20 protein-coding genes are annotated in these 25,387 nt (G+C 59.4%); 14 read left to right on the top strand and 6 right to left on the bottom strand.

All coding sequences use genetic code 11. The annotated features are described in order from the left end of the window. Positions 1-92: 92 nt before the first annotated feature. Genes rsmA through ACWGZX_RS11495 form a run of 4 tightly spaced genes read right to left on the bottom strand, consistent with a single transcriptional unit; the run spans position 93 to position 5,998 of the window. The gene (gene rsmA / locus ACWGZX_RS11510) at positions 93-911 is read right to left on the bottom strand and encodes a 16S rRNA (adenine(1518)-N(6)/adenine(1519)-N(6))-dimethyltransferase RsmA (RefSeq protein ID WP_452628369.1); all 819 of its coding nucleotides are present in this window, start codon (positions 909-911) and stop codon (positions 93-95) included. Continuing rightward, positions 908-1,897 (bottom strand): 4-hydroxythreonine-4-phosphate dehydrogenase PdxA, encoded by a 990-nt coding sequence (pdxA, locus tag ACWGZX_RS11505; protein ID WP_452628368.1) that lies wholly within the window; start codon positions 1,895-1,897, stop codon positions 908-910. Before pdxA ends, rsmA begins: the two co-directional genes overlap by 4 nt. After that, positions 1,894-3,216 (bottom strand): peptidylprolyl isomerase SurA, encoded by a 1,323-nt coding sequence (gene surA, locus ACWGZX_RS11500; protein ID WP_223514905.1) that lies wholly within the window; start codon positions 3,214-3,216, stop codon positions 1,894-1,896. The genes pdxA and surA overlap by 4 nt, the downstream gene beginning before the upstream one ends. Next, positions 3,191-5,998 (bottom strand): LPS-assembly protein LptD, encoded by a 2,808-nt coding sequence (locus ACWGZX_RS11495; RefSeq protein WP_452628367.1) that lies wholly within the window; start codon positions 5,996-5,998, stop codon positions 3,191-3,193. Before ACWGZX_RS11495 ends, surA begins: the two co-directional genes overlap by 26 nt. A 130-nt stretch (positions 5,999-6,128) precedes the next feature. Between ACWGZX_RS11495 and ACWGZX_RS11490 the strand changes: the two genes are divergently transcribed. From ACWGZX_RS11490 to ACWGZX_RS11480, 3 genes are read left to right on the top strand one after another with little or no spacing between them, the layout of a single operon-like run. Next, complete coding sequence (locus ACWGZX_RS11490) at positions 6,129-7,148, top strand: aminoglycoside phosphotransferase family protein (protein ID WP_452628366.1); 1,020 nt, start codon at positions 6,129-6,131, stop codon at positions 7,146-7,148. After that, positions 7,145-7,816 (top strand): N-acetylmuramate alpha-1-phosphate uridylyltransferase MurU, encoded by a 672-nt coding sequence (murU, locus tag ACWGZX_RS11485; RefSeq protein WP_452628365.1) that lies wholly within the window; start codon positions 7,145-7,147, stop codon positions 7,814-7,816. The genes ACWGZX_RS11490 and murU overlap by 4 nt, the downstream gene beginning before the upstream one ends. A 1-nt stretch (position 7,817) precedes the next feature. After that, entirely contained in the window at positions 7,818-8,585 is a 768-nt protein-coding gene (locus ACWGZX_RS11480; protein WP_452628364.1) for a TerB family tellurite resistance protein, read from the top strand. Positions 8,586-8,724: 139 nt separating this feature from the next. On the opposite strand, the gene ACWGZX_RS11475 is transcribed toward ACWGZX_RS11480, so the two are convergent. Continuing rightward, entirely contained in the window at positions 8,725-9,717 is a 993-nt protein-coding gene (locus tag ACWGZX_RS11475; protein WP_452628363.1) for an alpha/beta hydrolase family protein, read from the bottom strand. 73 nt (positions 9,718-9,790) lie between these two features. Between ACWGZX_RS11475 and ACWGZX_RS11470 the strand changes: the two genes are divergently transcribed. From ACWGZX_RS11470 to trpE, 10 genes are all read left to right on the top strand, one after another. Continuing rightward, positions 9,791-12,187 carry a PAS domain-containing sensor histidine kinase gene (locus ACWGZX_RS11470; protein ID WP_452628362.1) on the top strand — a complete coding sequence of 799 codons (2,397 nt, stop codon included), beginning with the start codon at positions 9,791-9,793 and terminating at the stop codon, positions 12,185-12,187. 100 nt (positions 12,188-12,287) lie between these two features. Beyond that, positions 12,288-12,941 (top strand): response regulator, encoded by a 654-nt coding sequence (locus ACWGZX_RS11465; protein ID WP_223514885.1) that lies wholly within the window; start codon positions 12,288-12,290, stop codon positions 12,939-12,941. Between the two features lie 302 nt (positions 12,942-13,243). Further along, positions 13,244-14,368 carry an ABC transporter ATP-binding protein gene (locus ACWGZX_RS11460; protein ID WP_223514882.1) on the top strand — a complete coding sequence of 375 codons (1,125 nt, stop codon included), beginning with the start codon at positions 13,244-13,246 and terminating at the stop codon, positions 14,366-14,368. A 44-nt stretch (positions 14,369-14,412) separates the two neighbouring features. After that, a complete protein-coding gene (locus tag ACWGZX_RS11455) occupies positions 14,413-15,456 on the top strand; it encodes an ABC transporter substrate-binding protein (protein WP_452628361.1) in 1,044 nt (347 codons plus the stop codon). A 189-nt stretch (positions 15,457-15,645) separates the two neighbouring features. Next, positions 15,646-16,893 carry an ABC transporter permease gene (locus ACWGZX_RS11450; protein WP_223514876.1) on the top strand — a complete coding sequence of 416 codons (1,248 nt, stop codon included), beginning with the start codon at positions 15,646-15,648 and terminating at the stop codon, positions 16,891-16,893. Positions 16,894-16,905: 12 nt separating this feature from the next. After that, complete coding sequence (locus tag ACWGZX_RS11445; RefSeq protein ID WP_452628360.1) at positions 16,906-17,730, top strand: ABC transporter permease; 825 nt, start codon at positions 16,906-16,908, stop codon at positions 17,728-17,730. 222 nt (positions 17,731-17,952) lie between these two features. After that, positions 17,953-19,101 carry an iron-containing alcohol dehydrogenase gene (locus ACWGZX_RS11440; RefSeq protein ID WP_452628359.1) on the top strand — a complete coding sequence of 383 codons (1,149 nt, stop codon included), beginning with the start codon at positions 17,953-17,955 and terminating at the stop codon, positions 19,099-19,101. A 115-nt stretch (positions 19,102-19,216) separates the two neighbouring features. After that, positions 19,217-19,891 carry a ribulose-phosphate 3-epimerase gene (gene rpe / locus ACWGZX_RS11435; protein ID WP_452628358.1) on the top strand — a complete coding sequence of 225 codons (675 nt, stop codon included), beginning with the start codon at positions 19,217-19,219 and terminating at the stop codon, positions 19,889-19,891. Further along, positions 19,888-20,706 carry a phosphoglycolate phosphatase gene (locus ACWGZX_RS11430; protein ID WP_452628357.1) on the top strand — a complete coding sequence of 273 codons (819 nt, stop codon included), beginning with the start codon at positions 19,888-19,890 and terminating at the stop codon, positions 20,704-20,706. The genes rpe and ACWGZX_RS11430 overlap by 4 nt, the downstream gene beginning before the upstream one ends. A 71-nt stretch (positions 20,707-20,777) precedes the next feature. Further along, positions 20,778-22,259, top strand: a complete 1,482-nt coding sequence (gene trpE, locus ACWGZX_RS11425) for an anthranilate synthase component I (protein WP_452628356.1) — start codon at positions 20,778-20,780, stop codon at positions 22,257-22,259. 204 nt (positions 22,260-22,463) lie between these two features. On the opposite strand, the gene estP is transcribed toward trpE, so the two are convergent. Continuing rightward, positions 22,464-24,374 carry an esterase EstP gene (gene estP, locus ACWGZX_RS11420; protein WP_452628355.1) on the bottom strand — a complete coding sequence of 637 codons (1,911 nt, stop codon included), beginning with the start codon at positions 24,372-24,374 and terminating at the stop codon, positions 22,464-22,466. A gap of 414 nt (positions 24,375-24,788) precedes the next feature. Between estP and ACWGZX_RS11415 the strand changes: the two genes are divergently transcribed. Further along, positions 24,789-25,382 carry an aminodeoxychorismate/anthranilate synthase component II gene (locus ACWGZX_RS11415; RefSeq protein WP_007906885.1) on the top strand — a complete coding sequence of 198 codons (594 nt, stop codon included), beginning with the start codon at positions 24,789-24,791 and terminating at the stop codon, positions 25,380-25,382. The last annotated feature ends 5 nt before the right edge of the window (positions 25,383-25,387 follow it).

Below are 25,387 nucleotides of genomic sequence, written 5' to 3'. Positions count from 1 at the left end.
GGGCGCAACTGATGGAGATCAGTCTAGGCCAAGTACCGGGTAGTAAACCAGACATCGCGTCTGGCGTCCTACCCGATAACGCTTGTCACCTGTCAGTCGGCGGCGGGCGGGTTCAGGACTTGTTCGCTGAGCTTGTCGGCCAGGCGCACGAAGGCGGCCAGGTCGAGTTGCTCGGGGCGCAGGCTGCCATCGACGCCGGCGGCTTCGATTTCGGCATTGCTCAGCAGCAACTTGAGGGTATTGCGCAGGGTCTTGCGGCGCTGGTTGAAGGCTTCGCGGACGACACGTTCCAGCAATTTATGGTCTTTGGCCGGATGTGGCAGTACCGCGTGCGGCACCAGGCGCACGATGGCCGAATCAACCTTCGGCGGCGGATTGAATGCGCCCGGGCCGACGTTGAACAGATGCTCGACCCGGCAATGGTACTGAACCATGATCGACAGACGGCCCCAATCACCGCCACCCGGGCCTGCCGCCATGCGCTCGACCACTTCTTTTTGCAGCATGAAGTGCATGTCGCGGATCAGGCTGGCGTTATGCAGCAGGTGAAAAATCAGCGGCGTGGAAATGTTGTACGGCAAGTTGCCGACCACACGCAGGCTACCCGGCGCGGCATTCAGGCTGGTGAAGTCGAACTTCAGCGCATCGCCCTGATGCAGGCTGAAATTGCTCCTGCCGGCGAACTGCTGATTGAGGATCGGGACGAGGTCCTTGTCCAGTTCCACCACGTCCAACTGGGCGCCGCTATTGAGCAGGCCTTGAGTCAGGGCACCCTGGCCCGGGCCGATTTCCAGCACGCGGTCTTCGGCTTTGGCGTGGATAGAGCGCAAGATACGGTCGATAACGCCGGCATCGTGCAGGAAGTTCTGGCCAAAGCGTTTGCGCGCCTTGTGTTGGTAATGCTCGGTCATAAACGGGTCTCGGCCATCTGGTAAGCGGTTTCCAGGGCGACTTGCAGGCTGCCGGTGTCAATTTTACCGCTGCCGGCCAGATCCAGGGCGGTGCCGTGGTCGACCGAAGTGCGGATGATCGGCAAGCCGAGGGTCACGTTGACTGCCGCGCCGAAGCCTTTGTATTTCAGCACGGGCAGGCCCTGGTCGTGGTACATCGCCAGCACTGCGTCGCAGTGCTCCAGATATTTGGGGGTAAACAGAGTGTCAGCGGGCAGGGGGCCGCGAAGGTCCATGCCTTCACCGCGCAGGCGCTCTAATGTAGGTTCGATAATGTCGATTTCTTCATGGCCCAGATGTCCGCCTTCACCGGCATGCGGGTTGAGCCCGCAGACCAGGATGCGTGGCTGGGCGATGCCGAATTTTTCTTGCAGATCGGCGTACAGAATTCGTGTGACCCGCTCCAGGCGCTCCGGCGTGATCGCATCGGCAATCTCGCGAAGGGGCAGGTGAGTGGTGACCAGCGCCACGCGCAATCCACGCGTGGCCAGCATCATCACCACCTGTGCGGTATGGGTCAGGTCAGCGAGAAATTCGGTGTGCCCGGAGAAGGCAATACCGGATTCGTTGATGACACCCTTGTGCACGGGGGCGGTAATCATGCCGGCGAAATGCCCGTCCAGGCAGCCTTGACCTGCACGGGTCAGGGTTTCCAGGACAAACGCGGCATTGGCCTTGTCCAGCTGGCCGGCGGTGACCGGCGCATTGAGCGGTGTATCCCAGACATACAAGCTGTTAGCTGGAGCAGGAACATCCGGCCAGCTGTCCGGGGTTACCGGCAACAAGTCGACAACCACACCCAGCTGTGCGGCCCGCTCAAGGAGCAGGTCGCGGCTGGTAATGGCAATCAGGGGGTGTGGCTGGGCTTGCGAGGCGAGCAGCAGGCACAGGTCAGGACCTATGCCGGCCGGTTCGCCGGGGGTCAGCGCGAAACGCTTGGGTTTCACTGCGCTGCCTGGCTTGCACCAGGGAGTTTGATTTCTACGTACGCTTCGTCACGGATCTGACGCAGCCAGGTTTGCAGCTCTTCGTCGTATTTGCGGTTACGCAGTACGGTCATTGCCTGTTGCTCGCGAGCCTGGGCGGTGCTGTCGGTGGCGCGACGGCCAAGCACTTCCAGAACGTGCCAGCCGTACTGAGTCTGGAACGGCTTGGACAGCTTGCCCTGCGGGGTCTTGGCCATCACTTCGCGGAATTCTGGTACCAGTGCGTTCGGGTCGATCCAGTTCAGGTCGCCGCCGTTGAGGGCAGAACCCGGGTCTTCCGAGTAGTTCTTGGCCAGTTCGCTGAAGTCTTCGCCTGATTCAATACGAGCGTAGAGCGATTCAGCCAAGGCCTTTGTTTTAGCTTCGTCGCGGATCGGGCTTGGTTTGACCAGGATGTGACGCACGTGCACTTCGTCGCGCACCTGGGTCTGGCCGCCACGCTTGTCGAGGATCTTCAGGATGATGAAGCCGCCGGGTGTGCGCATGGGTTGTGTGACTTCACCAACGGACATGGAGCTCAACATGCGATCGAACGGAGGTGGCAATTGGGCGGCTTTACGCCAGCCCATGTCGCCGCCTTCCAGTGCAGTTTCACTGGCAGACTTGGCGATGGCCAATTGACCGAAGTCAGCGCCTTGCTTGAGCTGCTGGTAAACCGCGTCGGCCTGCTTGGCAGCATTCTGAATCGCGTCGGAGTTGGCGCTTTCCGGCGTAGGAATCAGGATGTTGGCCAAACGGAACTCTTCGGACAATTGCATCTTGCCAAGGTCGGAGGCGAGGAAGTTCTTCACTTCCTGTTCGGACACCTGGATGCGCTCGGCCACACGGCGCTGACGCACGCGGCTGATGACCATTTCACGGCGAATCTGTTCACGGGCGTCGTCGTAAGACAGACCGTCGTGAGCCAGCGCGGCGCGGAATTGATCCACGGTCATGTTGTTGCGCTGGGCAATGGTGCCCACCGCCTGGTTCAGTTCTTCATCGGTAATGCGGATGCCCGAACGTTCGCCGATCTGCAATTGCAGGTTTTCGACGATCAAACGCTCTAGCACCTGCTGCTCCAGCACGCTGGCTGGCGGCACGGCAGTGCCACGCTTGGCAATGGTTTGCTGAACTTCACGAACGCGATGGTCCAGTTGGCTCTGCATGACCACGTCGTTGTCGACGATGGCCACCACTTTGTCGATGGACTGTACGGCGGCGTTGGCCGCGGTACCTAGAAACAGCGCGCCCAGCAGTAGCGGGCGCAGACAATCAGAAAGCTTGGTCTTCACGTTCACGATAACCTTGGATGCCTTTGTCGAGGAAGCTCTCTACTTTGGCGCCGGTGAGGCCGCCGAGTCCCTTCAGAACAATTTGGAGGAAGACGCCGTGGTCGCCCTTTTCGTTTTGTGGAGCATTTTGGCTGAACTCGTCGTAATCAACGAAGTAGCGGTTTATCAAGCGCAGCTTCCAGCAGCAATTGTCGTACTCGAAACCACCGAAGGCTTCCAGGGTACGGTTTTGGTTGTAGTCATACTGCCAGCGGCTGATGGCGTTCCACTGAGGCACGATCGGCCACATCACCGAGAAGTCGTGCTGCACGATCTTGTAGTAGTCCTTCACGAAACCAGGCTGGCCCTCAACGCCATAGTCACCGCCGAACTGCCATTGACCGGTGTTCTGGTTATACAGCACCTGATCGTTGCGATAGCGATAGCCGGCGTTGATGATCTTGTTCGGGTTGTCTTCAGGCTGGTAGTGGAACATCGCGCTACCCGAGCGAGGGCTGCGGGTGTCCGGGTCCCAGTTGTAGTCGGCCGTGGTGCGCCAGTCGTGGTTCCAGCGGTATTCGTATTCCAGGGCGTACGGCGAAACGTTGGCTGTAGAATCGGCACGGGTATCTGAGACGCCTGGCATCTGTACTTTGCGGTCCTTGAAGAACAAGGCCTGGCCTACGCTGATGCGTTGACGTTCAAAGCCGTCGTCTTCGATCCAGCGGTTGGTGATGCCCAGCGACAGTTTGTTCTCGTCGCCGACACGGTCGGAGCCGGAGAAACGGTTGTCACGGAACAGCGATGCATAGCTGAAGGTGTATTCGCTGGTGTCGAAAACAGGAATGTCTTCCTGGTCTACCTCTGGCACATAGAGGTAGTACAGGCGCGGCTCAAGGGTCTGGCGATAGTTCTTGCCGAACCATTGGGTTTTGCGATCGAAATACAGGCCGCTATCGATGCTGGCGATCGGCACACCACGATTCTGGTTGCTGTCGAAATGGCCATTTAAATTTTCAGTCCCTGCGGCAGCTGCGGCTTGATCTTGAGCCACGATTTGGCTTTTACCGATACTGTCCAAGTCCAGTTGGTACTGGGTGTATTGGTACTTGAGCGTCGGCTTCAGGAAACCATAAGTCCAGTCCAGCGGCAGGCTGACGGCGGGTGCCAGGTTTAGACGGTCGCCGGTAGCGCGCGCCAAGCCCTGAGTGTTGGTGTCTATCTGAGGGCTCACATTGCCGTCTTGATCGGTGAACGTGCCATTTTTCAGGTCACGATCAAACCGCACGATTTCGGTGTTGTAGCTGAAATTCAGGCCATTTGGATGATTAGGCAGCGCACCATCGAGGGTGATCTGCGGCAAGCGATCGTAAGGGGTGACGTTCTGAACTGTCGCCAACTCAAATGCCTGAGCATTCACGCGCGCCGTATAATTGTCACCACGGTAGGAAACCGAGCCTTGCTGGTTCACGTAGTCAGCGCTTTTCACGCCAATCTGGTCGGTCTGCAGATCCTGGAAGTAATAAGGATCGCTGATCTTGGTGTAGTCGACTTGCGTGTATACGCGCGAATCCAGACCACCCTTGTGCTGCCAGTTATACATGTAGCGGTCTTTACGGTAGTCGGTCTGTTTACTGCGCTCGGTGTCTTCGTCGTTGAGGTACGCACCACCGAACTGACCTTCGCTGGACTGGGTGAGGTAGCGGAATTCGCCTTCCATCAACAAGCCATGCTTTTCCATGTAACGCGGGTACAACGTGGCATCGTAGTTCGGTGCCAGGTTGAAGTAATACGGTGTGACCAGCATGAAGCCGGTATCGCTGCCGGTTCCGATGGTCGGCGGCAGGAAGCCGGACTGGCGACGGTCATCGATCGGGAAATAGATGTACGGCGTGTACAGGACAGGAATGTCCTTGACCCGCAATGTCACGTTGGTCGCGGTACCGAAGCCGGTCGCCGGGTTCAGGGTGATGTTGTTACCCTTGAGCTGCCAGGCGTTGCTGTCCGGTTCGCACGTGGTGTACGTACCATCCTTGAGGCGGATGATCGCGTTTTCGGCACGCTTGGCGTACAGCGCGTTACCGCGGATACGGGATTTGTGCATCACGTATTCGGCGTTGTCGACCTTGGCTTCACCGGTGTCGAGCTGCACATCGGCGTGGTCGCCGACGATCAGTGCGCCGTTGTCGCGGATGCGCACGTCGCCAGTGAGTTCGGCGCGGCTCTCGGCCTGATACAGGCTGGCCTCGTCGGACTCGACCTGCATGCTGCCCTGACGCAACACGACGTCACCGGCCAGCGTGCCGATCTGATCTTCGGTGTTGTAGCGCGAAGCCTTCGCGCCGATAAAGGTAGGTGCGTCACTTTTATTCGTCTTGTCATTCATGCCAGGACGAATCGGTTCGACATAGGCACCAGCGCAGTAAGGACCGGTTTCGGCCAACTGTGCAGCAGTGAGATTTTCGCGTGGCACCCAGTCGAGGTGGCTGTAGTCTTCACTACGCGACTTCAGGCCGCGGCCCTTTGACTCGGTAACGAGTACAGTCTTGGCGCCGGTTTCTTCGCTGGAGCCGTTCTGGACTGCAGCTTCGCCAGTGGCGGAAACTGCGCCTTCTTCATGGACTGGACGCGGTGGCAATGTCGCCGTCGACGCTTTTGGTGCGCAGCTCCAGGCACCCGAAGCAGAGGCAGAGCAGTCATACTGTTCCGCGGCAACCACGAATGAAGTAGCCAGGGGTTGCAGGGCCAGCAAACTGCCGGTAACCAACAACGGAAATTTTTTACGAAACGCGGGGGATTTCAATGCCATCTTATTTGTCCGGGCTTCCTGCGTGCCATCTGCCCGCGGTGTGGGCCGCACGCCTCTCGATGGTCTGAAAAAGATGCTGGATAATAAAGCATGCCCCGCTTGACGGCTAGCGCCGTCGGAGACCCTTGCAATGCCTGATCAAGATGTACGTTTGCAACACCTGAAAGTTTGGCTCGATGACCAGTTGGCAATTCTCTTTGCAGCACAAGGCTGGGGCTCCGTCCCCCCGGCCACGTTGACTGCGGCCAGTAGCGATGCGAGTTTTCGGCGCTATTTTCGCTGGGAAGGCGAGGGTAAAAGCTTCATCGTGATGGACGCTCCACCGCCTCAGGAAAACTGTAAACCCTTCGTAGATATCGCTTTCTTGCTGGCGACATCCGGGATAAACGTGCCACAAATTTATGCCGAAGATCTCGAACGCGGCTTTCTTTTGCTCAATGACTTGGGCAACAAGACCTATCTGGACGTGATCGACCGCGCAAACGCGGACGATTTGTTCAACGATGCCCTACAAGCATTGCTGGCTTTTCAGCAGTTGCCGATGGTTGCGCCGTTGCCGAGTTATGACGTCGCACTGTTGCGTCGCGAGCTGGAACTGTTTCCCGACTGGTATGTAAAACATGAGCTGGGCATCGAGTTCGACGCTGCGCAGAAAATGCTCTGGCAGAACGTGACCGATCTGTTGATTGATAGCGCCCTGGCCCAGCCCAAAGTCCTGGTGCATCGCGACTACATGCCACGCAACCTGATGTTCAGCAAACCGAACCCGGGTGTGCTGGATTTCCAGGACGCGGTGTATGGGCCCGTGACCTACGACGTGACCTGCCTGTTCAAAGACGCCTTCCTCAGTTGGCCAGAAGAGCGTGTGCGCGGCTGGCTCGAACAGTACTGGCAGCAAGCCGGCGCCCTCGACATTCCGGTTCAACCGAAATTTGAAGACTTCCTGCGTGCCAGCGACCTGATGGGCGTGCAGCGTCACCTGAAAGTCATCGGCATCTTCGCCCGCATCTGCCATCGCGACGGCAAGCCGCGCTACCTCGCCGATGTGCCGCGGTTCTTTGCCTATATAGAAGCTGTGATTGCCCGCCGGCCTGAACTGGCCGAGCTAGATGTGTTGCTGCTGAGTCTGCGTGCCGGAGCGAATGCATGAAGGCAATGATTCTGGCGGCAGGCAAAGGCGAGCGCATGCGTCCGTTGACCTTGACCACCCCCAAACCGCTGGTTCGCGCCGGCGGCGTGCCGCTGATCGAGTATCACCTGCGCGCCCTGGCGGCAGCCGGGTTTACCGAAATCGTGATCAACCACGCCTGGCTCGGTCAGCAGATCGAAGATTATCTAGGCGACGGTTCGCGCTACGGCGTCAGCATCCAGTACTCACCGGAAGGTGAGCCGCTGGAAACCGGCGGCGGGATTTTCCACGCGTTGCCGTTACTGGGTGATGAAGCCTTTGTGGTGGTCAACGGTGACATCTGGACCGACTACGATTTCAGCGTGCTGCATCAACCCGGCGCCGGGTTGGCTCACCTGGTGCTGGCGGATAACCCGGCCCATCACCCGGCAGGCGACTTCACGCTGGCCGACGGGCACGTGAGCGACGGTCAGCCAGGCACCACAACCCTGACGTACAGCGGCATCGCGGTGTTGCACCCGCAGCTGTTCGACGGCTGTTCGGATGGGGCGTTCAAGCTTGCGCCGCTGTTGCGCAAAGCCATGGCCGACGGGCAAGTGACGGGTGAACGGCTGAAAGGCCAATGGGTGGATGTGGGCACGCACGAGCGCCTGGCCGAAGTTGAAGCCTTGATAGAAGCGAACCGCTGAGATGTTGTGGCCAGGGACTCTGATCGGAGCCGGAGCAGGCTTTGCCATAGCCAGCATTCCGGGGGCCATGCTCGGTGCTTTGTTGGGGCAGGCGCTGGATCGGCGCTTGCACCTGCAAAGCTTTGGGCATCTGTATGAAAAGCTCGGCGGTCGCCCGATGCTACGCAATGATGAACTGCTTTTCGTGTTGCTGGGACGGTTGGCCAAGAGTGATGGGCGGGTATTGGATGGCCACATCCAGCAGGCCCGTCAGGAAATGCGTTCTTTGGACATGACGGACTCGGCGCAGCGTCGTGCCATTGTTGCGTTCAATCGCGGCAAGTCGGGCAATGATCGATTACGCGGCTATCTGCGACGCTTGAGTGCTCAGCCTCATGCGGCAGAAGGTGTGTTGCGCGCCTGTTGGCGGATGGTCTGGGCCGATGGCCGTGCCGGCCGTCGTGAGCGCGAGTTGATTGCCCAGTGGGGTAAGTGGCTGGGCTGGACGCCGCATCAGGTTCAGGCATTGGCCGCCGATTATGAACAGCACAAGCGGCCAAAGGTCAGCAGCGCGATCAGCTATCAAGATGCGTTGCGGCTTTTGGGGGTATCGGCAACCAGCGAGCCGGAGCAGATAAAGCGCGCTTATCGGCGCCTGCTCAGTCGTCATCACCCGGACAAGGTTGCCGGCAGCGGGGCGACGGCATTGCAGGTTCGTGAGGCTACGGACAAGACTCGCGAGTTGCATACGGCTTATACGTTGATTCGTGAGCGGCGGGGTTTTCGCTAGGTATTGTGTCGCCTGTGAGGACGCCTTCGCGAGCAGGCTCGCTCCCACATTAAATCTTCAGTCGGCACAGAGTTTGTGCGCGACGAAGATCAAATGTGGGAGCGAGCCTGCTCGCGATGGCAGCGCCTCGGTCTATCAGTCAGCCCGCCGCATTCTGCGGATTCAACCAACCGCGCACCCGGCGCACCAGTTGCTCCTGCTCAGCCTTGGCATTCCCGGGCAACGCCTTCAGCGACACCTGGCTGAACGCTGACGTCTTCAAACGCTTGCTGGCCTGCAAACGCTCCAGCGCTGCTTTGCGATCCAGCGGTTTATCCATATAGAAGAGGTCCGCCGTCGCGAGCTTCAACGTCGGCGTCAGTTCGGCCAACTCAGGCTTTGCCGCAACCGGTGTCCGGGCAGCGACCATCACAAATTTCTCCACTTGCGAAGGCTGCCTCTCACTCAGGTAGCGCGCGGCCCAGTAAGCGCCAGTGCCATGGCCCAGCACAACAATGCTGCGGGCGCTTTGTTGTTCGGCATACGCAATGGCAGCGTCGATACGCGCGAAGATTCGTTCAGCGTCGGCTTTGGCTTGCTCCTCGCTGGTTTCGACGATGGCCTTGTCGGCCACTTCCGCTTCACCGCCGGCGGCCTGCTCGATGGGCGCTGCGGTGGTGGAATCCTTGCTGCCGGTATCCGGCGCTTTTGGCGCGGGTGCGACTTCAACGATACGTGGCGCAATGGCGTCGCTTTGCAGGTCTGGCAAGGTGATACTCAGGCTGCTCCACTGGGCGTCCGGCAATTGGCGACGCAAAGGCCCAATTGCTTGCGGCCAGTCAACGGTTTCACCAGCGCCGGGGATGATAATCACTGCGCCCTTGGGCTCGGCGGTATTGGCCGGCTTCCACAAGGCCAGAAAGTTGTCGGTACCGGCTTGCAGTTGTTGCTGTTCCTGAGCAGGGATTTTTCGCTCAAGTGCTTGGGCTTCTTCCTGACTACGCTCAAGCAATGGCTGGCGTTCGGCCGGTTTTTCTTCTGCGGATTTTTCTGCCGCGGCAGGCACCGGGTCGGCGGCCTCGACAGAAAAGGCACAAGGCAGGATCAGCGACAGGCACAATACTGGCAGTGCCAGGCGGTAGACAGGGGGCATTGGATATTCCAGGCCAGAAGTGTTTCCGGCAGCCTAATGGGTTAGTCAGTGTTTGTCAGTGTGTGAGACTTCGATGATGCGTTTTCGCTGCCTGTGGGTTATCGGCTGTTTGTGGTTTCCCTTGATGGGGTGGGCGGCGTCTGCGCCAGCGGTGCATGCCGCGCCATTGTCACCCAGGCAACAGCAATGGCTGGCAGCCCATGGCGAGCTGCGGGTCGGCGTGGTGTTGCAGGCGCCTTATGCGCAATACGATCGCCGCTTGCAGCGATTGTCCGGGGTGAACGTCGAGTTGATGAAATGGTTGGCCGATGCGCTCAAGGTTGAGTTCAGCTGGCGCAATTTTCCAGATGTCGCGCAACTGGAAGACGCCGCACGCGAGGGTGAAATCGACATCGCTGTGGGGCTGACGCAAACGCCGGCCGGTTTGCGCCTGTGGCAATTTACCGATCCGTACATGCGAGTTCCGCAACTGGTGGTCAGCGACCAGAAAAGCACCGGTGTCGTGGAGCTGGAGAAGCTCGACAGCCAGACCCGCGTCGCGGTGCGCATGCCCAGCGCGACCGCCGATTATCTGCGCAGCAACTATCCCCATTTGAACCTGCAAGGCGTGCCCATCGAGCGCCAGGCGCTGCAGTTGTTGCTGAGTCAGCAGGCCGGTTACGCCGTAGTCGACGAGGCTCAGCTGGGCCGCTTGTCCGCCGAGCCTGAGTTCGCCGGGCTGGTTGTGGTGGGCGACATCGGCCTGCCGCAATTGCTGCGAATAGCCACTCGCCGGGATTGGCCGGAGCTGGCCAGCATTGTCGAAAGTGCGCTGCGGGCGATCCCGGCCAAGGACCTGGAGCAACTGCACAACCAATGGTTGCAGCCTAAATATCCAAGGCTTTCCGAATCCCCGGGGTTCTGGCAAAACCTTTGCCTGCTGTTCGCCGTCATGTTGCTGAGCAGCCTGGCCATCGTGTTCTGGCAGCGGCGCCAACAGCACAGTCTGGAGCAGCGCCTGTTGGCCGCGCGCGAAGACATTGCCCTGCGTGAGGCCAGTGAAGAGGCGCTGCGCCTGACCCAGTTTTCCATCGATCAGAGCACCGTCGGCATTCTCTGGGTCAACTGGGACAGCCATGTGCGCTACGCCAACCGCGCCGCCGAAAGCATGCTCGGTTATCCGTCGGGCGGGATCATCGATCGACCGCTGATCGACTTCGAACCCGGCCTGCACATGGATCGCTGGCTGAATCTGTGGAAACGCGCGCGGGCCAGTGAGGATGAACCGCTAAGTTTCGAAACTAACTGCGTGCGGGCTGACGGCAGCATTTTGCCGACGGATGTGTCGTTGAGTTTCCTGCGGTTTCGCGACGGCGAATACCTGGTTGTTTACCTCAACGACGTGACCGAACGCCGCCGAGCACTGGCCGCATTGCAGGAAAGCGAGGCGCGGTTGCAGGGGATCGCCGCCAACGTTCCTGGACTGGTTTTCCGCCTGGAGCGCGCGCCCGTGACAGGACAGATCGACTTTGCCTACATCAGTGAAGGCAGTGAAAGTCTGGTGGGGTACTCGCCGGCCACCCTGGCCCATCGCGATAAAGGCCTGCGCAGTCTGGTGCACCCGGACGACAAGGCCAGCTATCACCTGACTCAGGACCATGCGCTGGACACCGACAGTGACTGGTCATGGCAAGGACGGATTTTGACCCGTTCGGGCGAACAGCGTTGGGCCGAGATCAAAGCCATCACCCGTCGGCTCGACGATGGGGCTTACGTCTGGGACGGTATCGTCTGGGACATCAGCGAGAGCAAGCGTATTGAGCTGGAACTCGCCAGCTCCCGCGAACAACTGCGTGAGTTGTCCGCCCACCTGGAGAGCGTGCGCGAAGAGGAAAAAGCGCGTATCGCCAGGGAAGTTCATGACGAACTGGGCCAGATGCTGACCGTGCTCAAACTGGAAACGTCCATGTGCGAATTGGCCTACGCCCAACTCGACCCCGGGCTGAACGAACGCTTGAATAGCATGAAACGCTTGATCGCTCAGCTGTTCCAACTGGTGCGCGACGTGGCCACGGCGCTGCGACCACCGATTCTTGATGCCGGGATCGCTTCTGCCATCGAGTGGCAGGCTCGGCGTTTCGAGGCGCGCACGCAGATTCCGTGTCTGGTGCAGGTGCCGGACAATCTGCCGGTGCTCAGCGATGCCAAGGCCATCGGCTTGTTCCGGATCCTCCAGGAAGCGCTGACCAATGTCATGCGCCATGCCCAGGCGCATACTGTTGAACTGACGCTGGCGCTGGAAGGCGACGAGTTGTGTCTGACTGTTAGTGATGATGGCGTAGGATTTGTCGCCGCGACCGGCAGGCCGACATCCTTTGGTGTGGTCGGCATGCGTGAGCGGGTATTGATCATGGGTGGGCGGTTGTTGCTTGAAAGTGAGCCGGGGGAGGGCACTACGTTAAGTGTGCGGGTGCCGCTGGATGCAGCCTGATTTTTTGTAGAGTCTTTGCTGGCCCCATCGCGAGCAGGCTCGCTCCTACAGGGTTTTTGTGAACGACGCACATCCAATGTGGGAGCGAGCCTGCTCGCGAATGATCTTGAATCTGGAGAAAAACGTGATCCGTGTACTGGTAGCCGAAGACCACACCATCGTCCGCGAAGGCATCAAGCAATTGATTGGCCTGGCCAAGGATTTGCTGGTGGTGGGGGAGGCGAGCAATGGCGAGCAGTTGCTCGAGACCTTGCGTCATGTGCCGTGCGAGGTGGTGTTGCTGGATATCTCCATGCCGGGCGTGAATGGCCTGGAAGCAATTCCGCGGATTCGTGCGCTGAACAATCCGCCGGCCATCCTGGTGTTGTCGATGCACGACGAAGCGCAAATGGCCGCCCGGGCATTGAAAGTCGGCGCTGCGGGTTACGCGACCAAGGACAGTGATCCGGCGCTACTGTTAACCGCGATCCGTAAAGTGGCGGCGGGTGGGCGCTACATCGACCCGGACCTCGCCGACCGCATGGTTTTCGAAGTCGGCTTGACCGATTCCAGGCCGTTGCACTCATTGCTGTCGGAGCGCGAGTTTTCGGTGTTCGAACGTCTGGCCCAGGGCGTCAACGTCAATGACATCGCCCAGCAACTGGCCCTGAGCAGCAAAACCATCAGCACCCACAAGGCGCGATTGATGCAGAAGCTCAACATCACCTCGCTGGCGGAATTGGTGAAGTACGCGATGGAACACAAACTCCTGTAGGAGCACAGCTTGCTGGCGATGGCGTCTTTGAAATCGCCATCGCCGGCAAGCCGTGCTCCTACAGGAATTTGTGCCGGCCATATCCATTTGCGACACGCCTGCAAACCCGCTTTTACCCGTTCTTGCGGCTTGCAGCTTCAGGATTGCCGCTGCCCCTGTCTATCCCCGCCATCCTTGTAGGGCAATCCCTACCCCCAACCTTCCATCCGGCTGAGGCCATTCTCTCCTGCGCCCCGATTTGCGTGGCCGGCAGTGTCCACTAGGCTTAGCCCACAGCAGTCATCAACAACAAAGGTGCGGGTATGAGCCAGGTCGATTCAAACGCAGGGGCCAGCGACATTCTGGTCAGCTTTCGTGGAGTGCAGAAAAGCTACGACGGCGAGAACCTGATCGTCAAAGACCTCAACCTGGACATTCGCAAAGGCGAATTCCTCACCTTGCTCGGGCCATCCGGCTCCGGCAAGACCACCAGCCTGATGATGCTCGCCGGTTTTGAAACACCGACCGCGGGCGAAATCCTGCTGGCCGGGCGTTCCATCAACAACGTGCCGCCACACAAACGTGACATCGGCATGGTGTTTCAGAACTACGCGTTGTTCCCGCACATGACCGTCGCCGAGAACCTCGCGTTCCCGCTGACTGTGCGTGGCCTGAACAAGAGCGACGTCAGTGCCAAGGTCAAAAAAGTCTTGAGCATGGTGCAACTCGACGCCTTTGCTCAGCGCTATCCGGCACAACTGTCCGGCGGACAGCAACAGCGTGTGGCGCTGGCCCGGGCGCTGGTGTTCGAGCCGCAGCTGGTGCTGATGGACGAACCCCTCGGCGCACTCGATAAACAACTGCGCGAACACATGCAGATGGAGATCAAACACCTGCATCAACGCCTCGGCGTGACCGTGGTCTACGTGACCCATGACCAGGGTGAAGCCCTGACCATGTCTGACCGGGTGGCGGTGTTCCATCAAGGCGAAATTCAGCAGATCGCGCCGCCGCGCACTCTCTACGAAGAACCGAAAAATACCTTCGTCGCCAACTTCATCGGCGAGAACAACCGCCTCAACGGCCGCTTGCACAGCCAGACCGGTGATCGCTGCATCGTTGAACTGGGTCGCGGCGAAAAAGTTGAAGCGCTGGCGGTCAACGTCGGCAAGACCGGCGAACCGGTCACGCTGTCGATTCGTCCCGAGCGCATCAGCCTCAATGGTTCCAGCGAATCATGCGTCAACCGCTTCTCAGGGAGGGTGGCGGAATTCATCTATCTGGGCGATCACGTCCGGGTTCGCCTGGAAGTCTGCGGCAAGACTGACTTCTTCGTGAAACAACCGATTGCCGAGCTCGATCCCGCGCTGGCTGTCGGCGACGTGGTACCGCTTGGCTGGCAGGTCGAACACGTTCGCGCGCTCGACCCACTTTTAGAGGCGAACTGATCGCCCCCTGCTTCAACCAACCCTGCACGTGGAGAGAACAATAAATGTTGAGATCCCTGAAATTCACCGCCCTGGTCATGGGCATGATCGGTGCGGCACACGCGATGGCCGCGGGTCCGGACCTGACCGTGGTGTCCTTTGGCGGGGCGAACAAGGCTGCGCAGGTCAAAGCCTTCTACGCGCCGTGGGAAGCGGCAGGCAACGGCAAGATCGTGGCAGGTGAGTACAACGGCGAAATGGCCAAGGTCAAAGCCATGGTCGACACCAAGAGCGTGTCCTGGGACCTGGTAGAAGTTGAATCGCCAGAACTGTCCCGTGGCTGCGACGAAGACATGTTCGAGCAGCTTGATCCGAAGTTGTTCGGCAAAACCGAAGACTACGTCAAAGGCGCTATCCAGCCGTGCGGCGTGGGTTTCTTCGTGTGGTCGACCGTATTGGCCTACAACGCCGACAAACTGGCTTCCGCGCCAACCAGCTGGGTGGATTTCTGGGATACCAAGAAATTCCCGGGCAAGCGTGGCCTGCGTAAAGGCGCCAAGTACACCCTGGAATTCGCTCTGATGGCCGACGGCGTTGCGCCCAAAGACGTCTACAAAGTACTGGCCGGCAAAGATGGTCAGGACCGCGCGTTCAAGAAGCTCGATGAGCTGAAACCAAGCATCCAGTGGTGGGAAGCCGGCGCACAACCGCCGCAGTACCTCGCTTCCGGTGACGTGGTCATGAGCTCGGCCTACAACGGCCGGATCGCTGCCGTGCAGAAAGAAAGCAACCTGAAAGTGGTGTGGAACGGCGGCATTTACGACTTCGACGCATGGGCGATTCCAAAAGGTCTGGATAAAGCACGTGCAGAAGCGGCGAAGAAATTCATCGCCTACTCGGTGCAGCCACAGCAGCAGAAGACCTACTCGGAAAACATCGCCTACGGCCCGGCCAATATCCTGGCCGTACCGTTGCTGCCCAAGGATGTCCTGAAAGACATGCCGACCACCCCGGAAAACATCGCCAACCAGGTGCAGATCGACGTCAGCTTCTGGGCTGACAATGGCGAGCAACTGGAACAGCGCTTCAATTCCTGGGCTGCGAAGTAACTTGCGATTGAACCTGTAGGAGCTGGCTTGCCAGCGATCCGGGCGGCACGGTGTTTCAGCCAGACCCCGTTATCGTTCATCGCTGGCAAGCCAGGCTCCTACAGGTGATCAGCTGTTATCAAGAACAGAAGTGGCCTTGCCCTCAAAGAATGCCACTTCTGTAACGATCAAAGATTTCCGGAGTACGCCATGGCCACCGCCATTCCCCTGAACGCGGGCACTGACCCCACCTTGAAGCAGCGACTCAAGCACGCCGAGCGGATCAACCGCTGGAAGGCTCAAGCCTTGATCGCGCCGTTGGTGCTGTTTCTGTTGCTGGTGTTCCTGGTGCCCATCGTGGCGCTGCTCTACAAAAGCGTGGGTAACCCGGAAGTGGTCGGCGGCATGCCGCGCACCGTGTCGGCCATCGCTAGCTGGGACGGCCGAGGCCTGCCCGCTGAACCGGTTTACAAAGCGGCCAGCGAAGACCTCGCCGAAGCCCGCAAGAATCAAACCCTGGGCGACTTGTCCAAGCGCTTGAACATGGAGTTGGCCGGCTACCGCAGCCTGCTGACCAAAACCGCCCGCGCCTTGCCGTTCGCCACTGAACCCGCCTCTTATAAAGAAGCACTGGAAGGTCTCGACGAGCGTTGGGGTGACCCGGCCTACTGGCAGGCGGTACGCCGCAACGTCAGCAGTATTACGCCTTACTACCTGTTGGCAGCGGTCGATCATCGTATCGATGACCTCGGTGAACTGGCCCCGGCCACACCCGACCAGGCGATCTACCTCGACATCTTCGCCCGGACCTTCTGGATGGGCCTGATCATTACGGCGATCTGCCTGGTGCTGGCGTATCCATTGGCCTACCTGCTGGCGAACCTGCCTTCGCGTCAAAGCAACCTGTTGATGATTCTGGTCCTGCTGCCGTTCTGGACCTCGATCCTGGTGCGCGTCGCCGCCTGGATCGTGTTGCTACAATCGGGCGGTCTGATCAACAGCGGACTGATGGCCATGGGCATCATCGATAAGCCGCTGGAACTGGTGTTCAACCGTACCGGCGTCTACATCTCCATGGTGCATATCCTGCTGCCGTTCATGATTTTGCCGATCTACAGCGTCATGAAAGGCATCTCACCGACGTACATGCGTGCCGCGATTTCCCTTGGCTGTCACCCGTTCGCCAGTTTCTGGCGGGTGTATTTCCCGCAGACCTATGCCGGCGTCGGTGCTGGTTGCCTGTTGGTGTTCATCCTCGCCATCGGCTACTACATCACCCCGGCGTTGCTGGGCAGCCCGAACGATCAGATGGTCAGCTACTTCGTCGCCTTCTACACCAACACCAGCATCAACTGGGGCATGGCGACCGCACTTGGCGGGTTGCTGTTGCTGGCGACCGTGGTGCTTTATCTGATTTACAGCTGGCTGGTGGGCGCCAGCCGCCTGCGCCTGAGCTAAGGGGAGAACGAAATGCTGAGTCCTTATATGTCGCCCGTTGAGCGGGTGTGGTTCTACAGTTTGCGGATTCTCTGCGGGCTGGTCCTGTTGTTCCTGATCCTGCCGGTGCTGGTGATTATTCCGCTGTCGTTCAACTCCGGGAGTTTTCTGGTGTACCCGCTGCAAGGCTTTTCGCTGCACTGGTACCAGGACTTCTTCGCTTCGGCCGAGTGGATGCGTTCGCTGAAGAACAGCATCATCGTTGCTCCGGCGGCGACTGTGCTGGCGATGATCTTCGGTACGCTGGCGGCAATCGGCCTGACACGGGGTGATTTCCCCGGCAAACCGCTGGTGATGGCGCTGGTGATTTCACCGATGGTGGTGCCGGTGGTGATCATTGGTGTGGCCAGTTACCTGACCTTCGCTCCGCTGGGGTTTGGTAACAGCTTTGTCTCGCTGATCGTCGTGCATGCGGTGTTGGGTGTGCCGTTCGTGATCATTACCGTGTCGGCTACCTTGCAAGGTTTCAACCAGAACCTGGTGCGTGCGGCGGCCAGCCTTGGCGCTTCGCCGCTGACGGCATTCCGCCGCGTGACCTTGCCGTTGATCGCGCCGGGAGTGATCTCGGGGGCACTATTTGCCTTCGCGACATCGTTCGATGAGGTGGTGGTAACGCTGTTCCTCGCCGGCCCCCAACAGGCGACGTTGCCTCGGCAAATGTTCAGCGGCATCCGCGAAAACCTCAGCCCAACGATTGCTGCCGCAGCGACCCTGCTGATTGCCTTCTCGGTAATCCTGCTGCTGACCCTGGAATGGCTGCGCGGCCGTAGCGAAAAACTGCGCACGGCCCAGGTCTGACATTTCACACCGATCACCTGTGGGAGCGAGCCTGCTCGCGATGAGGGACTGACATTCAACATTGATGTCGACTGATAGTCCGCTATCGCGAGCAGGCTCACTCCTACAGTAGATTTATGGTGTTTTCAGGATCTGTGTTCATTCACGTCCTGAATAGCAGACAACCCCCAATCCCCAGCTACTCTTGTGCCCAGCTCCCCTATCTATAAGAGGCTGCGCACGATGAATCTTTCCTCTTTCAAAATCGCTCACAAACTGATCACCGGCGCAGGCGCTATCGAGCAGCTCGCCGCTGAGCTGACGCGTCTTGATGTCGATAACCCGCTGATCGTTACCGATGCGGTGCTGGTCAAGTCCGGCACGGTCGAATTGGCGCTGGCACAACTGGGAGACCGGACCTACGAGATTTTCGACCGGGTCCTGCCAGACCCGGAAATTGCCATCGTCGAAGACTGCATGCGGGTGTATCGCGACGGCGGGCATGACGGCTTGATCGGTCTGGGCGGTGGTAGTGCCATCGATATTGCCAAGAGTGTGGCGGCGTATGCCGGTTACCACGGCGCGCTGGAAGATTTGTTCGGTGTCGATCAAGTGCCGCGCAAAGGTCCGCCGCTGATCGCCATCCCGACCACGGCCGGTACGGGTTCGGAAGTCACTAACGTGGCGATCCTTTCCGACAAGGTCGCGCAGCTGAAAAAAGGCATCGTCAGCGATTATCTATTGCCCGACGTGGCGCTGGTCAGTCCGCAAATGACCCTGACCTGTCCGCGCAGTGTCACCGCTGCCAGCGGCGTCGATGCACTGGTGCATGCCATCGAATCCTACCTGTCGGTCAATGCCTCGCCGATCACCGACGCCCTGGCCATCGGCGCCATCAAGCTGATCGCCAAAGCGTTGCCCAAGGCCTTTGCCAATCCGTCCAGCCTGCAGGCCCGCGAAGACATGGCCACCGCCAGCCTGATGGCGGGCATGGCGTTTGGTAATGCCGGGGTCGGCGCGGTGCATGCGTTGGCGTATCCGCTGGGCGGGCGTTTCAATATCGCCCACGGTGTCAGCAACGCCTTGTTGCTGCCCTATGTCATGACCTGGAACAAGATGGCGTGCGTTGAGCGCATGCAAGATATTGCCGAGGCCATGGGGGTGAAGACCGCTCATCTGAGCGCCAACGAAGCGGCGGACAAAGCCGTGGAGGCGATGACCGCGCTGTGCGCAGCGGTGGAAATCCCGCTGGGCATGCGCAGCTTCGGCGTTCCCGAGGACGCCATCCCGGCCATGGCTGCGGAAGCGGCAGGGATCGAGCGTCTGATGCGCAACAACCCACGCAAATTGAGCACCGCCGATATCGAGAAGATCTACCGAGCGGCGTACTAGAGCCTGCCGTGACTTAATGATCGAAGGCAGCCCCAATCATCGCGGTCACAGTGCGCGCGCCAAAGTATGAGGTATACAATGCGCGCCATCGTGATTCCGCTCAAAAAGGTGCGTCATGCAGCCCTTCGTTATTGCTCCGTCGATTCTCTCCGCCGACTTCGCCCGCCTGGGCGAAGAAGTGGACAACGTCCTGGCCGCTGGTGCCGACTTCGTGCACTTCGATGTCATGGACAACCACTACGTGCCCAACCTGACCATCGGCCCGATGGTGTGCGCGGCGCTGCGCAAGTACGGCGTGACCGCGCCAATCGACGCGCACCTGATGGTCAGCCCGGTGGACCGCATCGTCGGTGACTTCATTGAAGCCGGCGCAACCTACATCACCTTCCACCCGGAAGCCTCGCAGCACGTCGACCGTTCCCTGCAACTGATCCGCGAGGGCGGCTGCAAGTCGGGCCTGGTGTTCAATCCAGCGACCCCGCTGAGTGTGCTCGATCACGTGATGGACAAGGTCGACATGATCTTGCTGATGAGCGTCAACCCGGGCTTTGGCGGACAGAAGTTCATCCCCGGTACCCTCGACAAACTGCGCCAGGCGCGGGCGTTGATCGATGCCTCCGGGCGTGACATTCGCCTGGAAATCGACGGCGGCGTGAACGTGAACAACATCCGTGAAATTGCTGCCGCTGGCGCTGACACTTTCGTTGCGGGCTCGGCGATTTTCAATGCGCCGAACTATCAGGAAGTGATCGAGAAGATGCGCGCCGAACTGGCACTGGCTCGCCCATGAGTGGTTTTGAGCAGTTGTTCCCGGGGCGTCTGCCGCGGCTGGTGATGTTCGATCTGGATGGCACGCTGATCGATTCGGTCCCGGACCTCGCAGCTGCTGTGGATAACATGCTGCTCAAGCTGGGCCGCCAGCCTGCCGGCATCGAGTCGGTACGTGAATGGGTCGGTAACGGCGTGCATACGCTGGTACGCCGGGCCCTGGCCAACCACATCGACGCCCAGGGTGTCGATGAGGTCGAGGCCGGGCATGCCTTGGAATTGTTCAACGGATTTTATGAGGACGGTCACGAGTTGACGGTGGTTTACCCCGGTGTGCGTGACACCCTCAAGTGGCTGAACAAACAAGGCGTGGAAATGGCGCTGATCACCAACAAGCCTGAGCGTTTCGTCGCGCCGCTTCTGGATCAGATGAAAATCGGCCGCTATTTCAAATGGATCATCGGCGGCGATACCTTGCCGCAGAAGAAACCCGATCCGGCCGCGCTGTTTTTCGTGATGAAAATGGCCAACATCCCGGCCTCGCAATCCTTGTTCGTCGGCGATTCGCGCAGCGATGTGCTGGCGGCGAAAGCGGCAGGGGTCAAGTGTGTAGCGCTCAGTTACGGCTATAACCATGGTCGGCCGATTGCCGAAGAGTCGCCGGCGCTGGTGATCGACGATCTGCGCAAACTAATTCCCGGTTGCCTGGATCCAGCCGCTGAGATAACGTTGCGCGACGCTGTTCAACCTCCTGCTGGAAACGCCATCGTGGTGGTCACTCGCAAACTCTGGATGAAAGTCATCAAGGCCCTGGCCCGCTGGCGTTGGCGCGCCTGACTTGTTCCTGGCCGGCGTACCGGCGCGTTTGCATACCTGACCGTTAGACCCTCAAGCCACGAGGCTACCCCATGATCCGCGAAGAATTCCTGCGTTTGGCCGCTGCCGGCTACAACCGCATCCCGCTTGCCTGCGAAACCCTGGCTGACTTCGACACGCCGCTGTCGATCTACCTGAAACTGGCCGACGAGCCGAACTCCTACCTGCTGGAATCGGTTCAGGGCGGGGAAAAGTGGGGCCGTTATTCGATCATTGGTCTGCCGTGCCGCACCGTGCTGCGGGTGCATGACCATCACGTCAGTGTGACCGTCGACGGTATCGAGACCGAAAGCCACGACGTTGAAGACCCGCTGGCCTTCGTCGAAACCTTCAAGGCCCGTTACAACGTGCCGACCATTGCCGGTCTGCCGCGTTTCAACGGCGGTCTGGTGGGGTATTTCGGTTATGACTGCGTGCGGTATGTGGAGAAGCGTTTGGGCAAATGCCCGAACCCGGATCCACTAGGCGTGCCGGACATTTTGCTGATGGTCTCCGATGCGGTAGTGGTGTTCGACAACCTCGCCGGCAAGATGCATGCGATTGTGCTGGCTGACCCGGCGCAGGCCGATGCTTTCGAACAAGGCCTGGAGCGTCTGGAAGAACTGCTGGAAAAGCTCCGCCAGCCGATCACGCCGCGCCGTGGCCTGGATTTCAGCAAGCAGCAGTCGGCTGATCCGGTGTTCCGTTCGAGCTTCACGCAGGACGATTACGAAAAAGCCGTCGACACCATCAAGGAATACATCCTGGCCGGTGACTGTATGCAGGTCGTGCCGTCCCAACGCATGTCGATCGACTTCAAGGCTGCCCCGATTGATCTGTATCGGGCACTGCGTTGCTTCAACCCGACGCCTTATATGTACTTCTTTAACTTCGGCGACTTCCATGTGGTCGGCAGTTCGCCGGAAGTGCTGGTGCGGGTCGAAGATAACCTGATCACCGTGCGCCCGATTGCAGGCACCCGTCCACGCGGCGCCAACGAAGAAGCCGACCTGGCACTGGAAAAAGACCTGCTGTCCGACGACAAGGAAATTGCCGAGCACTTGATGCTGATCGACCTGGGTCGTAACGACACCGGTCGAGTCTCGGAAATCGGCTCGGTGAAACTCACCGAGAAGATGGTCATCGAGCGTTATTCCAACGTGATGCACATCGTGTCCAACGTCACCGGGCAGTTGAAGGCCGGTCTTACGGCGATGGACGCGCTGCGGGCGATTCTGCCGGCTGGCACGTTATCGGGCGCACCGAAGATTCGTGCGATGGAAATCATCGACGAATTGGAGCCGGTGAAACGTGGCGTCTATGGCGGCGCGGTCGGTTACTTTGCCTGGAACGGCAACATGGACACCGCCATCGCAATCCGTACCGCAGTGATCAAGAACGGTGAACTGCATGTGCAGGCCGGTGGCGGCATCGTCGCCGACTCGGTGCCAGCGCTGGAATGGGAAGAAACCCTGAACAAACGGCGGGCGATGTTCCGCGCCGTGGCGCTGGCCGAACAAACCCCGGACACCTGAACCTGTGGGAGCGAGCCTTTGTGGCGAGGGGGCTTGCCCCCGTTCGGCTGCGCAGCAGCCGCAAATCCAAGCGCTTAAGTGGCCCTGAAGGAGCTTAGGGTCGCTTCGCGTCCCAACGGGGGCAAGCCCCCTCGCCACATTAAGTGTTCAGCATAAAAAAAACGCGGCGCCTGTGAGGGCGCCGCGTTTTTTGTTGCCCGCGATTTAGAAGTCCAGCGCAACCCCTACGTTAATACCTTGCTGAGTAAAATCGTCATCCTTGCGAATGTTGTAGCTGGCGCGCAGTGCCAGTTCCTTGGTGAGGTTGTGGCTAACTCCCAAATTCAGCCGGTTCAGATTGGTTTGCGGGGTGTAGCCTTCCAGCGTGAACTGATTGTTCGGTAGGCTGTTGAGGCTGATGGTCACGTCTTGGGCATCGTCGTTGTACTCACGCTCGTGAGCCACTTCGCCGAATACCTGGGTTTGTGGGGTGATCCGGTATTTGCCCTGCAAACCGAAGCCCAGACGTCGGGAAATGCTCTCCTGATCGGCAAAGGTCAGCGCTGTGGAATCACTGGCTTGCTCCGAGTAGCCATCGACTTTTACCTTGGAGAAATCGGCGCTGACAAACGGCGACAGGTGCCAAGGGCTGCTGGTTTGCTGTGCGATGTCGTAACCGATGCGAGCGCTGAAGGCCTCGACGTAGCCACTGGTGTCGCCTTTTTCGCTGCGCTCGTTGACGCCCAACTGGAATTTACGCTTGAGACTGTCGTAATCCAGGTGCCCGCCCGTCAACGCCGCGTCAGCCCACACGCGATTTTGTTGGTACTGGGCGAATGCCGTGCCCAGGTAAGTGTTGAGCTTGTAGTCGGAGTCGTTAGTGCCGGCCTCGAGTTTCTGGTTATAGAAACCGGCCGCCACACCGACGCGCCAGGCATCGTCGAGACGATAGCTGCCGCCGATGTTCAGGTTGTACCCGTTACCATCGGCGCTCACGACGCTGTCCTGCCCGTCAAAATCCTGATGCTGGCCACCGCCGGCAACAATGGCTCGCCATTGGCCGACACCTTGCCAGTTTTCCCAGTCGGCCATCCATTGGTTGCGCAGTTCATCCTGGTGCGAGCGCAGGGTGCCTTGGGCCATTTGCGGCAGTAGCGTCAGCTCCCACGGCGCTGACAACAGCGAATACGCATAATCGGCGATCAGGCGTTGCCCGGCTTCGGTCGGGTGTACCGAGTCGTTGTAGATCAGCTTGGTCGGGTCTGGTGTGGCGCTGTTGATACCGTAACGGGCGTTCTCGGTACAGCTGCTGCCGCTGAAGCAGGTGGCGCTCAGGTTCTGGTCGGTGGCCAGGCCAAACTGCGCCGGGCTGGCGAACGCCTCTTTGAGCAGTACTGGAATGTTGAGCGGGATGATTTCTGCATTGATGTTCTGCAGTCGGCTGACCAGTTCAGTGTTGAACTGGGCGCTGAGTTGGGACGTAAATGCTTGCAGCGGCTTGCCATTGAACGCCGGAGTAAAGCCGATGTCGGGCAGCAGCCAGACCATGATGTATTTGGCGCCGGCGGTTTGCAGCGTCTGCACGCTGTCGGCCAGTCGGTCGGCGGCGGCACTGGCTTGAGGCAGGCTGGTGACACGTCCTTGCAGGAAGTCGTTACCGCCACCCGACAGGTAATACAGTGCGTTCGGGTCGGCACGGAAGTTATTCGACGGCAGGTATCCGGCACGGGTGCGTTCGCCGGTGTCGGCAGTACTGGCGATCGAATCGAGAATCTGATCGGTGCGATAACCGCCGACGGCCCAGTTGTTGCCATCGGGCTGGCCATTGCTGGCGCGTACCGCTGAACTCGATGACGCGGTCTGGTCCGCCGAGTACCCCAGCTTTCCACCCAGTATTTGCGTGGAGTTGAGCGAGCGGACTTCGCCGCTGCCATCCAGATAAACCGGCCCCGTCCGGTTGGTGAAGCGTTCCGTGGCCCCGGCAGGCCCGCCGGTGTCGGCAAAGGTCCCGGCGTCATTGAGGCTGTCGCCGAAGACGACGAAACTGGTGTAAGGATTAGGCGCGGCATTCGCCTGGGCGCAGGCCATTGCGAGCAAGCATCCTGCGAGCGGTACAAACAACGTCTGTCTGATCATGAGCAAGTCCGTTTATTTATTTATTGTTTTAGTTAACGAAACGACAGTACCAAAAACTTCCGGCCTTTTGCCATCTGTCGCGAAGCCTTTGATAGTTTCGCGAGCAGTAGCCCCGGCCATATTGCACGCTCTGCCCGGCTAAGTTACTGTGCCCGGACGTATGAAAGAGACCTTCTCCGTGTTGATCATCAGTAAACTCCTGGATCAAGTCATCAAGGCACACGCCCGCTGGCGTTGGCGCGCCTGAATTCTTTTTGCCGGCCCCGCCGGACTTGTACCCGCTTTGCCTTCTTTACCTGTTTGAAATGCCGCTTTGCTGGCGCTACTCCAGCACCTGACAAAGCGCAGCGCGCTGCGGGTAAATCATTCGAAGGCCATCTTTAAAGTCAGTGAATTCAAGAGGTTCTAAACGCCATGTTGCTGATGATCGATAACTACGACTCCTTTACCTACAACGTTGTGCAGTACCTCGGTGAGCTCGGCTCCCAGGTCAAAGTCGTGCGCAACGATGAACTGACCATTGCTGAAATCGAAGCCCTCAACCCAGAGCGCATCGTGGTGTCCCCCGGTCCTTGCACCCCGACCGAAGCCGGCATCTCGATTGAAGCGATCAAACATTTCGCCGGCAAACTGCCGATTCTTGGCGTCTGCCTCGGTCACCAGTCCATCGGCCAGGCCTTTGGCGGTGATGTGGTTCGCGCCCGTCAAGTGATGCACGGAAAGACTAGCCCGGTATTCCACGAGGACAAGGGCGTATTCGAAGGCCTGAATCGCCCGCTGACGGTGACGCGCTATCATTCGCTGATCGTCAAGCGTGAAACCCTGCCAGATTGCCTGGAGCTCACTGCCTGGACCCAGCTTGAAGACGGTTCGGTCGACGAGATCATGGGCTTGCGCCACAAGACACTGAACATCGAAGGCGTGCAGTTCCACCCCGAGTCGATTCTCACCGAGCAGGGCCACGAGCTGTTCGCAAACTTCCTCAAACAAACCGGCGGCACGCGCTAAGGACT

This window comes from Pseudomonas sp. CLCA07, from assembly GCF_053615335.1.
Note: the sequence above shows the minus strand (reverse complement) of the source record. Positions and strands in the feature narration are given on the sequence as shown.

Excerpts from the sequence above, each read along its gene's own strand:
- rsmA (WP_452628369.1), bottom strand. The coding sequence starts at position 911 with ATGACCGAGCATTACCAACACAAGGCGCGCAAACGCTTTGGCCAGAAC.
- ACWGZX_RS11495 (WP_452628367.1), bottom strand. The coding sequence starts at position 5,998 with ATGGCATTGAAATCCCCCGCGTTTCGTAAAAAATTTCCGTTGTTGGTT.
- ACWGZX_RS11490 (WP_452628366.1), top strand. The coding sequence starts at position 6,129 with ATGCCTGATCAAGATGTACGTTTGCAACACCTGAAAGTTTGGCTCGAT.
- murU (WP_452628365.1), top strand. The coding sequence starts at position 7,145 with ATGAAGGCAATGATTCTGGCGGCAGGCAAAGGCGAGCGCATGCGTCCG.
- ACWGZX_RS11480 (WP_452628364.1), top strand. The coding sequence starts at position 7,818 with ATGTTGTGGCCAGGGACTCTGATCGGAGCCGGAGCAGGCTTTGCCATA.
- ACWGZX_RS11475 (WP_452628363.1), bottom strand. The coding sequence starts at position 9,717 with ATGCCCCCTGTCTACCGCCTGGCACTGCCAGTATTGTGCCTGTCGCTG.
- ACWGZX_RS11470 (WP_452628362.1), top strand. The coding sequence starts at position 9,791 with ATGATGCGTTTTCGCTGCCTGTGGGTTATCGGCTGTTTGTGGTTTCCC.
- ACWGZX_RS11465 (WP_223514885.1), top strand. The coding sequence starts at position 12,288 with ATGATCTTGAATCTGGAGAAAAACGTGATCCGTGTACTGGTAGCCGAA.
- ACWGZX_RS11460 (WP_223514882.1), top strand. The coding sequence starts at position 13,244 with ATGAGCCAGGTCGATTCAAACGCAGGGGCCAGCGACATTCTGGTCAGC.
- ACWGZX_RS11455 (WP_452628361.1), top strand. The coding sequence starts at position 14,413 with ATGTTGAGATCCCTGAAATTCACCGCCCTGGTCATGGGCATGATCGGT.
- ACWGZX_RS11450 (WP_223514876.1), top strand. The coding sequence starts at position 15,646 with ATGGCCACCGCCATTCCCCTGAACGCGGGCACTGACCCCACCTTGAAG.
- ACWGZX_RS11445 (WP_452628360.1), top strand. The coding sequence starts at position 16,906 with ATGCTGAGTCCTTATATGTCGCCCGTTGAGCGGGTGTGGTTCTACAGT.
- ACWGZX_RS11440 (WP_452628359.1), top strand. The coding sequence starts at position 17,953 with ATGAATCTTTCCTCTTTCAAAATCGCTCACAAACTGATCACCGGCGCA.
- rpe (WP_452628358.1), top strand. The coding sequence starts at position 19,217 with ATGCAGCCCTTCGTTATTGCTCCGTCGATTCTCTCCGCCGACTTCGCC.
- ACWGZX_RS11430 (WP_452628357.1), top strand. The coding sequence starts at position 19,888 with ATGAGTGGTTTTGAGCAGTTGTTCCCGGGGCGTCTGCCGCGGCTGGTG.
- trpE (WP_452628356.1), top strand. The coding sequence starts at position 20,778 with ATGATCCGCGAAGAATTCCTGCGTTTGGCCGCTGCCGGCTACAACCGC.
- estP (WP_452628355.1), bottom strand. The coding sequence starts at position 24,374 with ATGATCAGACAGACGTTGTTTGTACCGCTCGCAGGATGCTTGCTCGCA.
- ACWGZX_RS11415 (WP_007906885.1), top strand. The coding sequence starts at position 24,789 with ATGTTGCTGATGATCGATAACTACGACTCCTTTACCTACAACGTTGTG.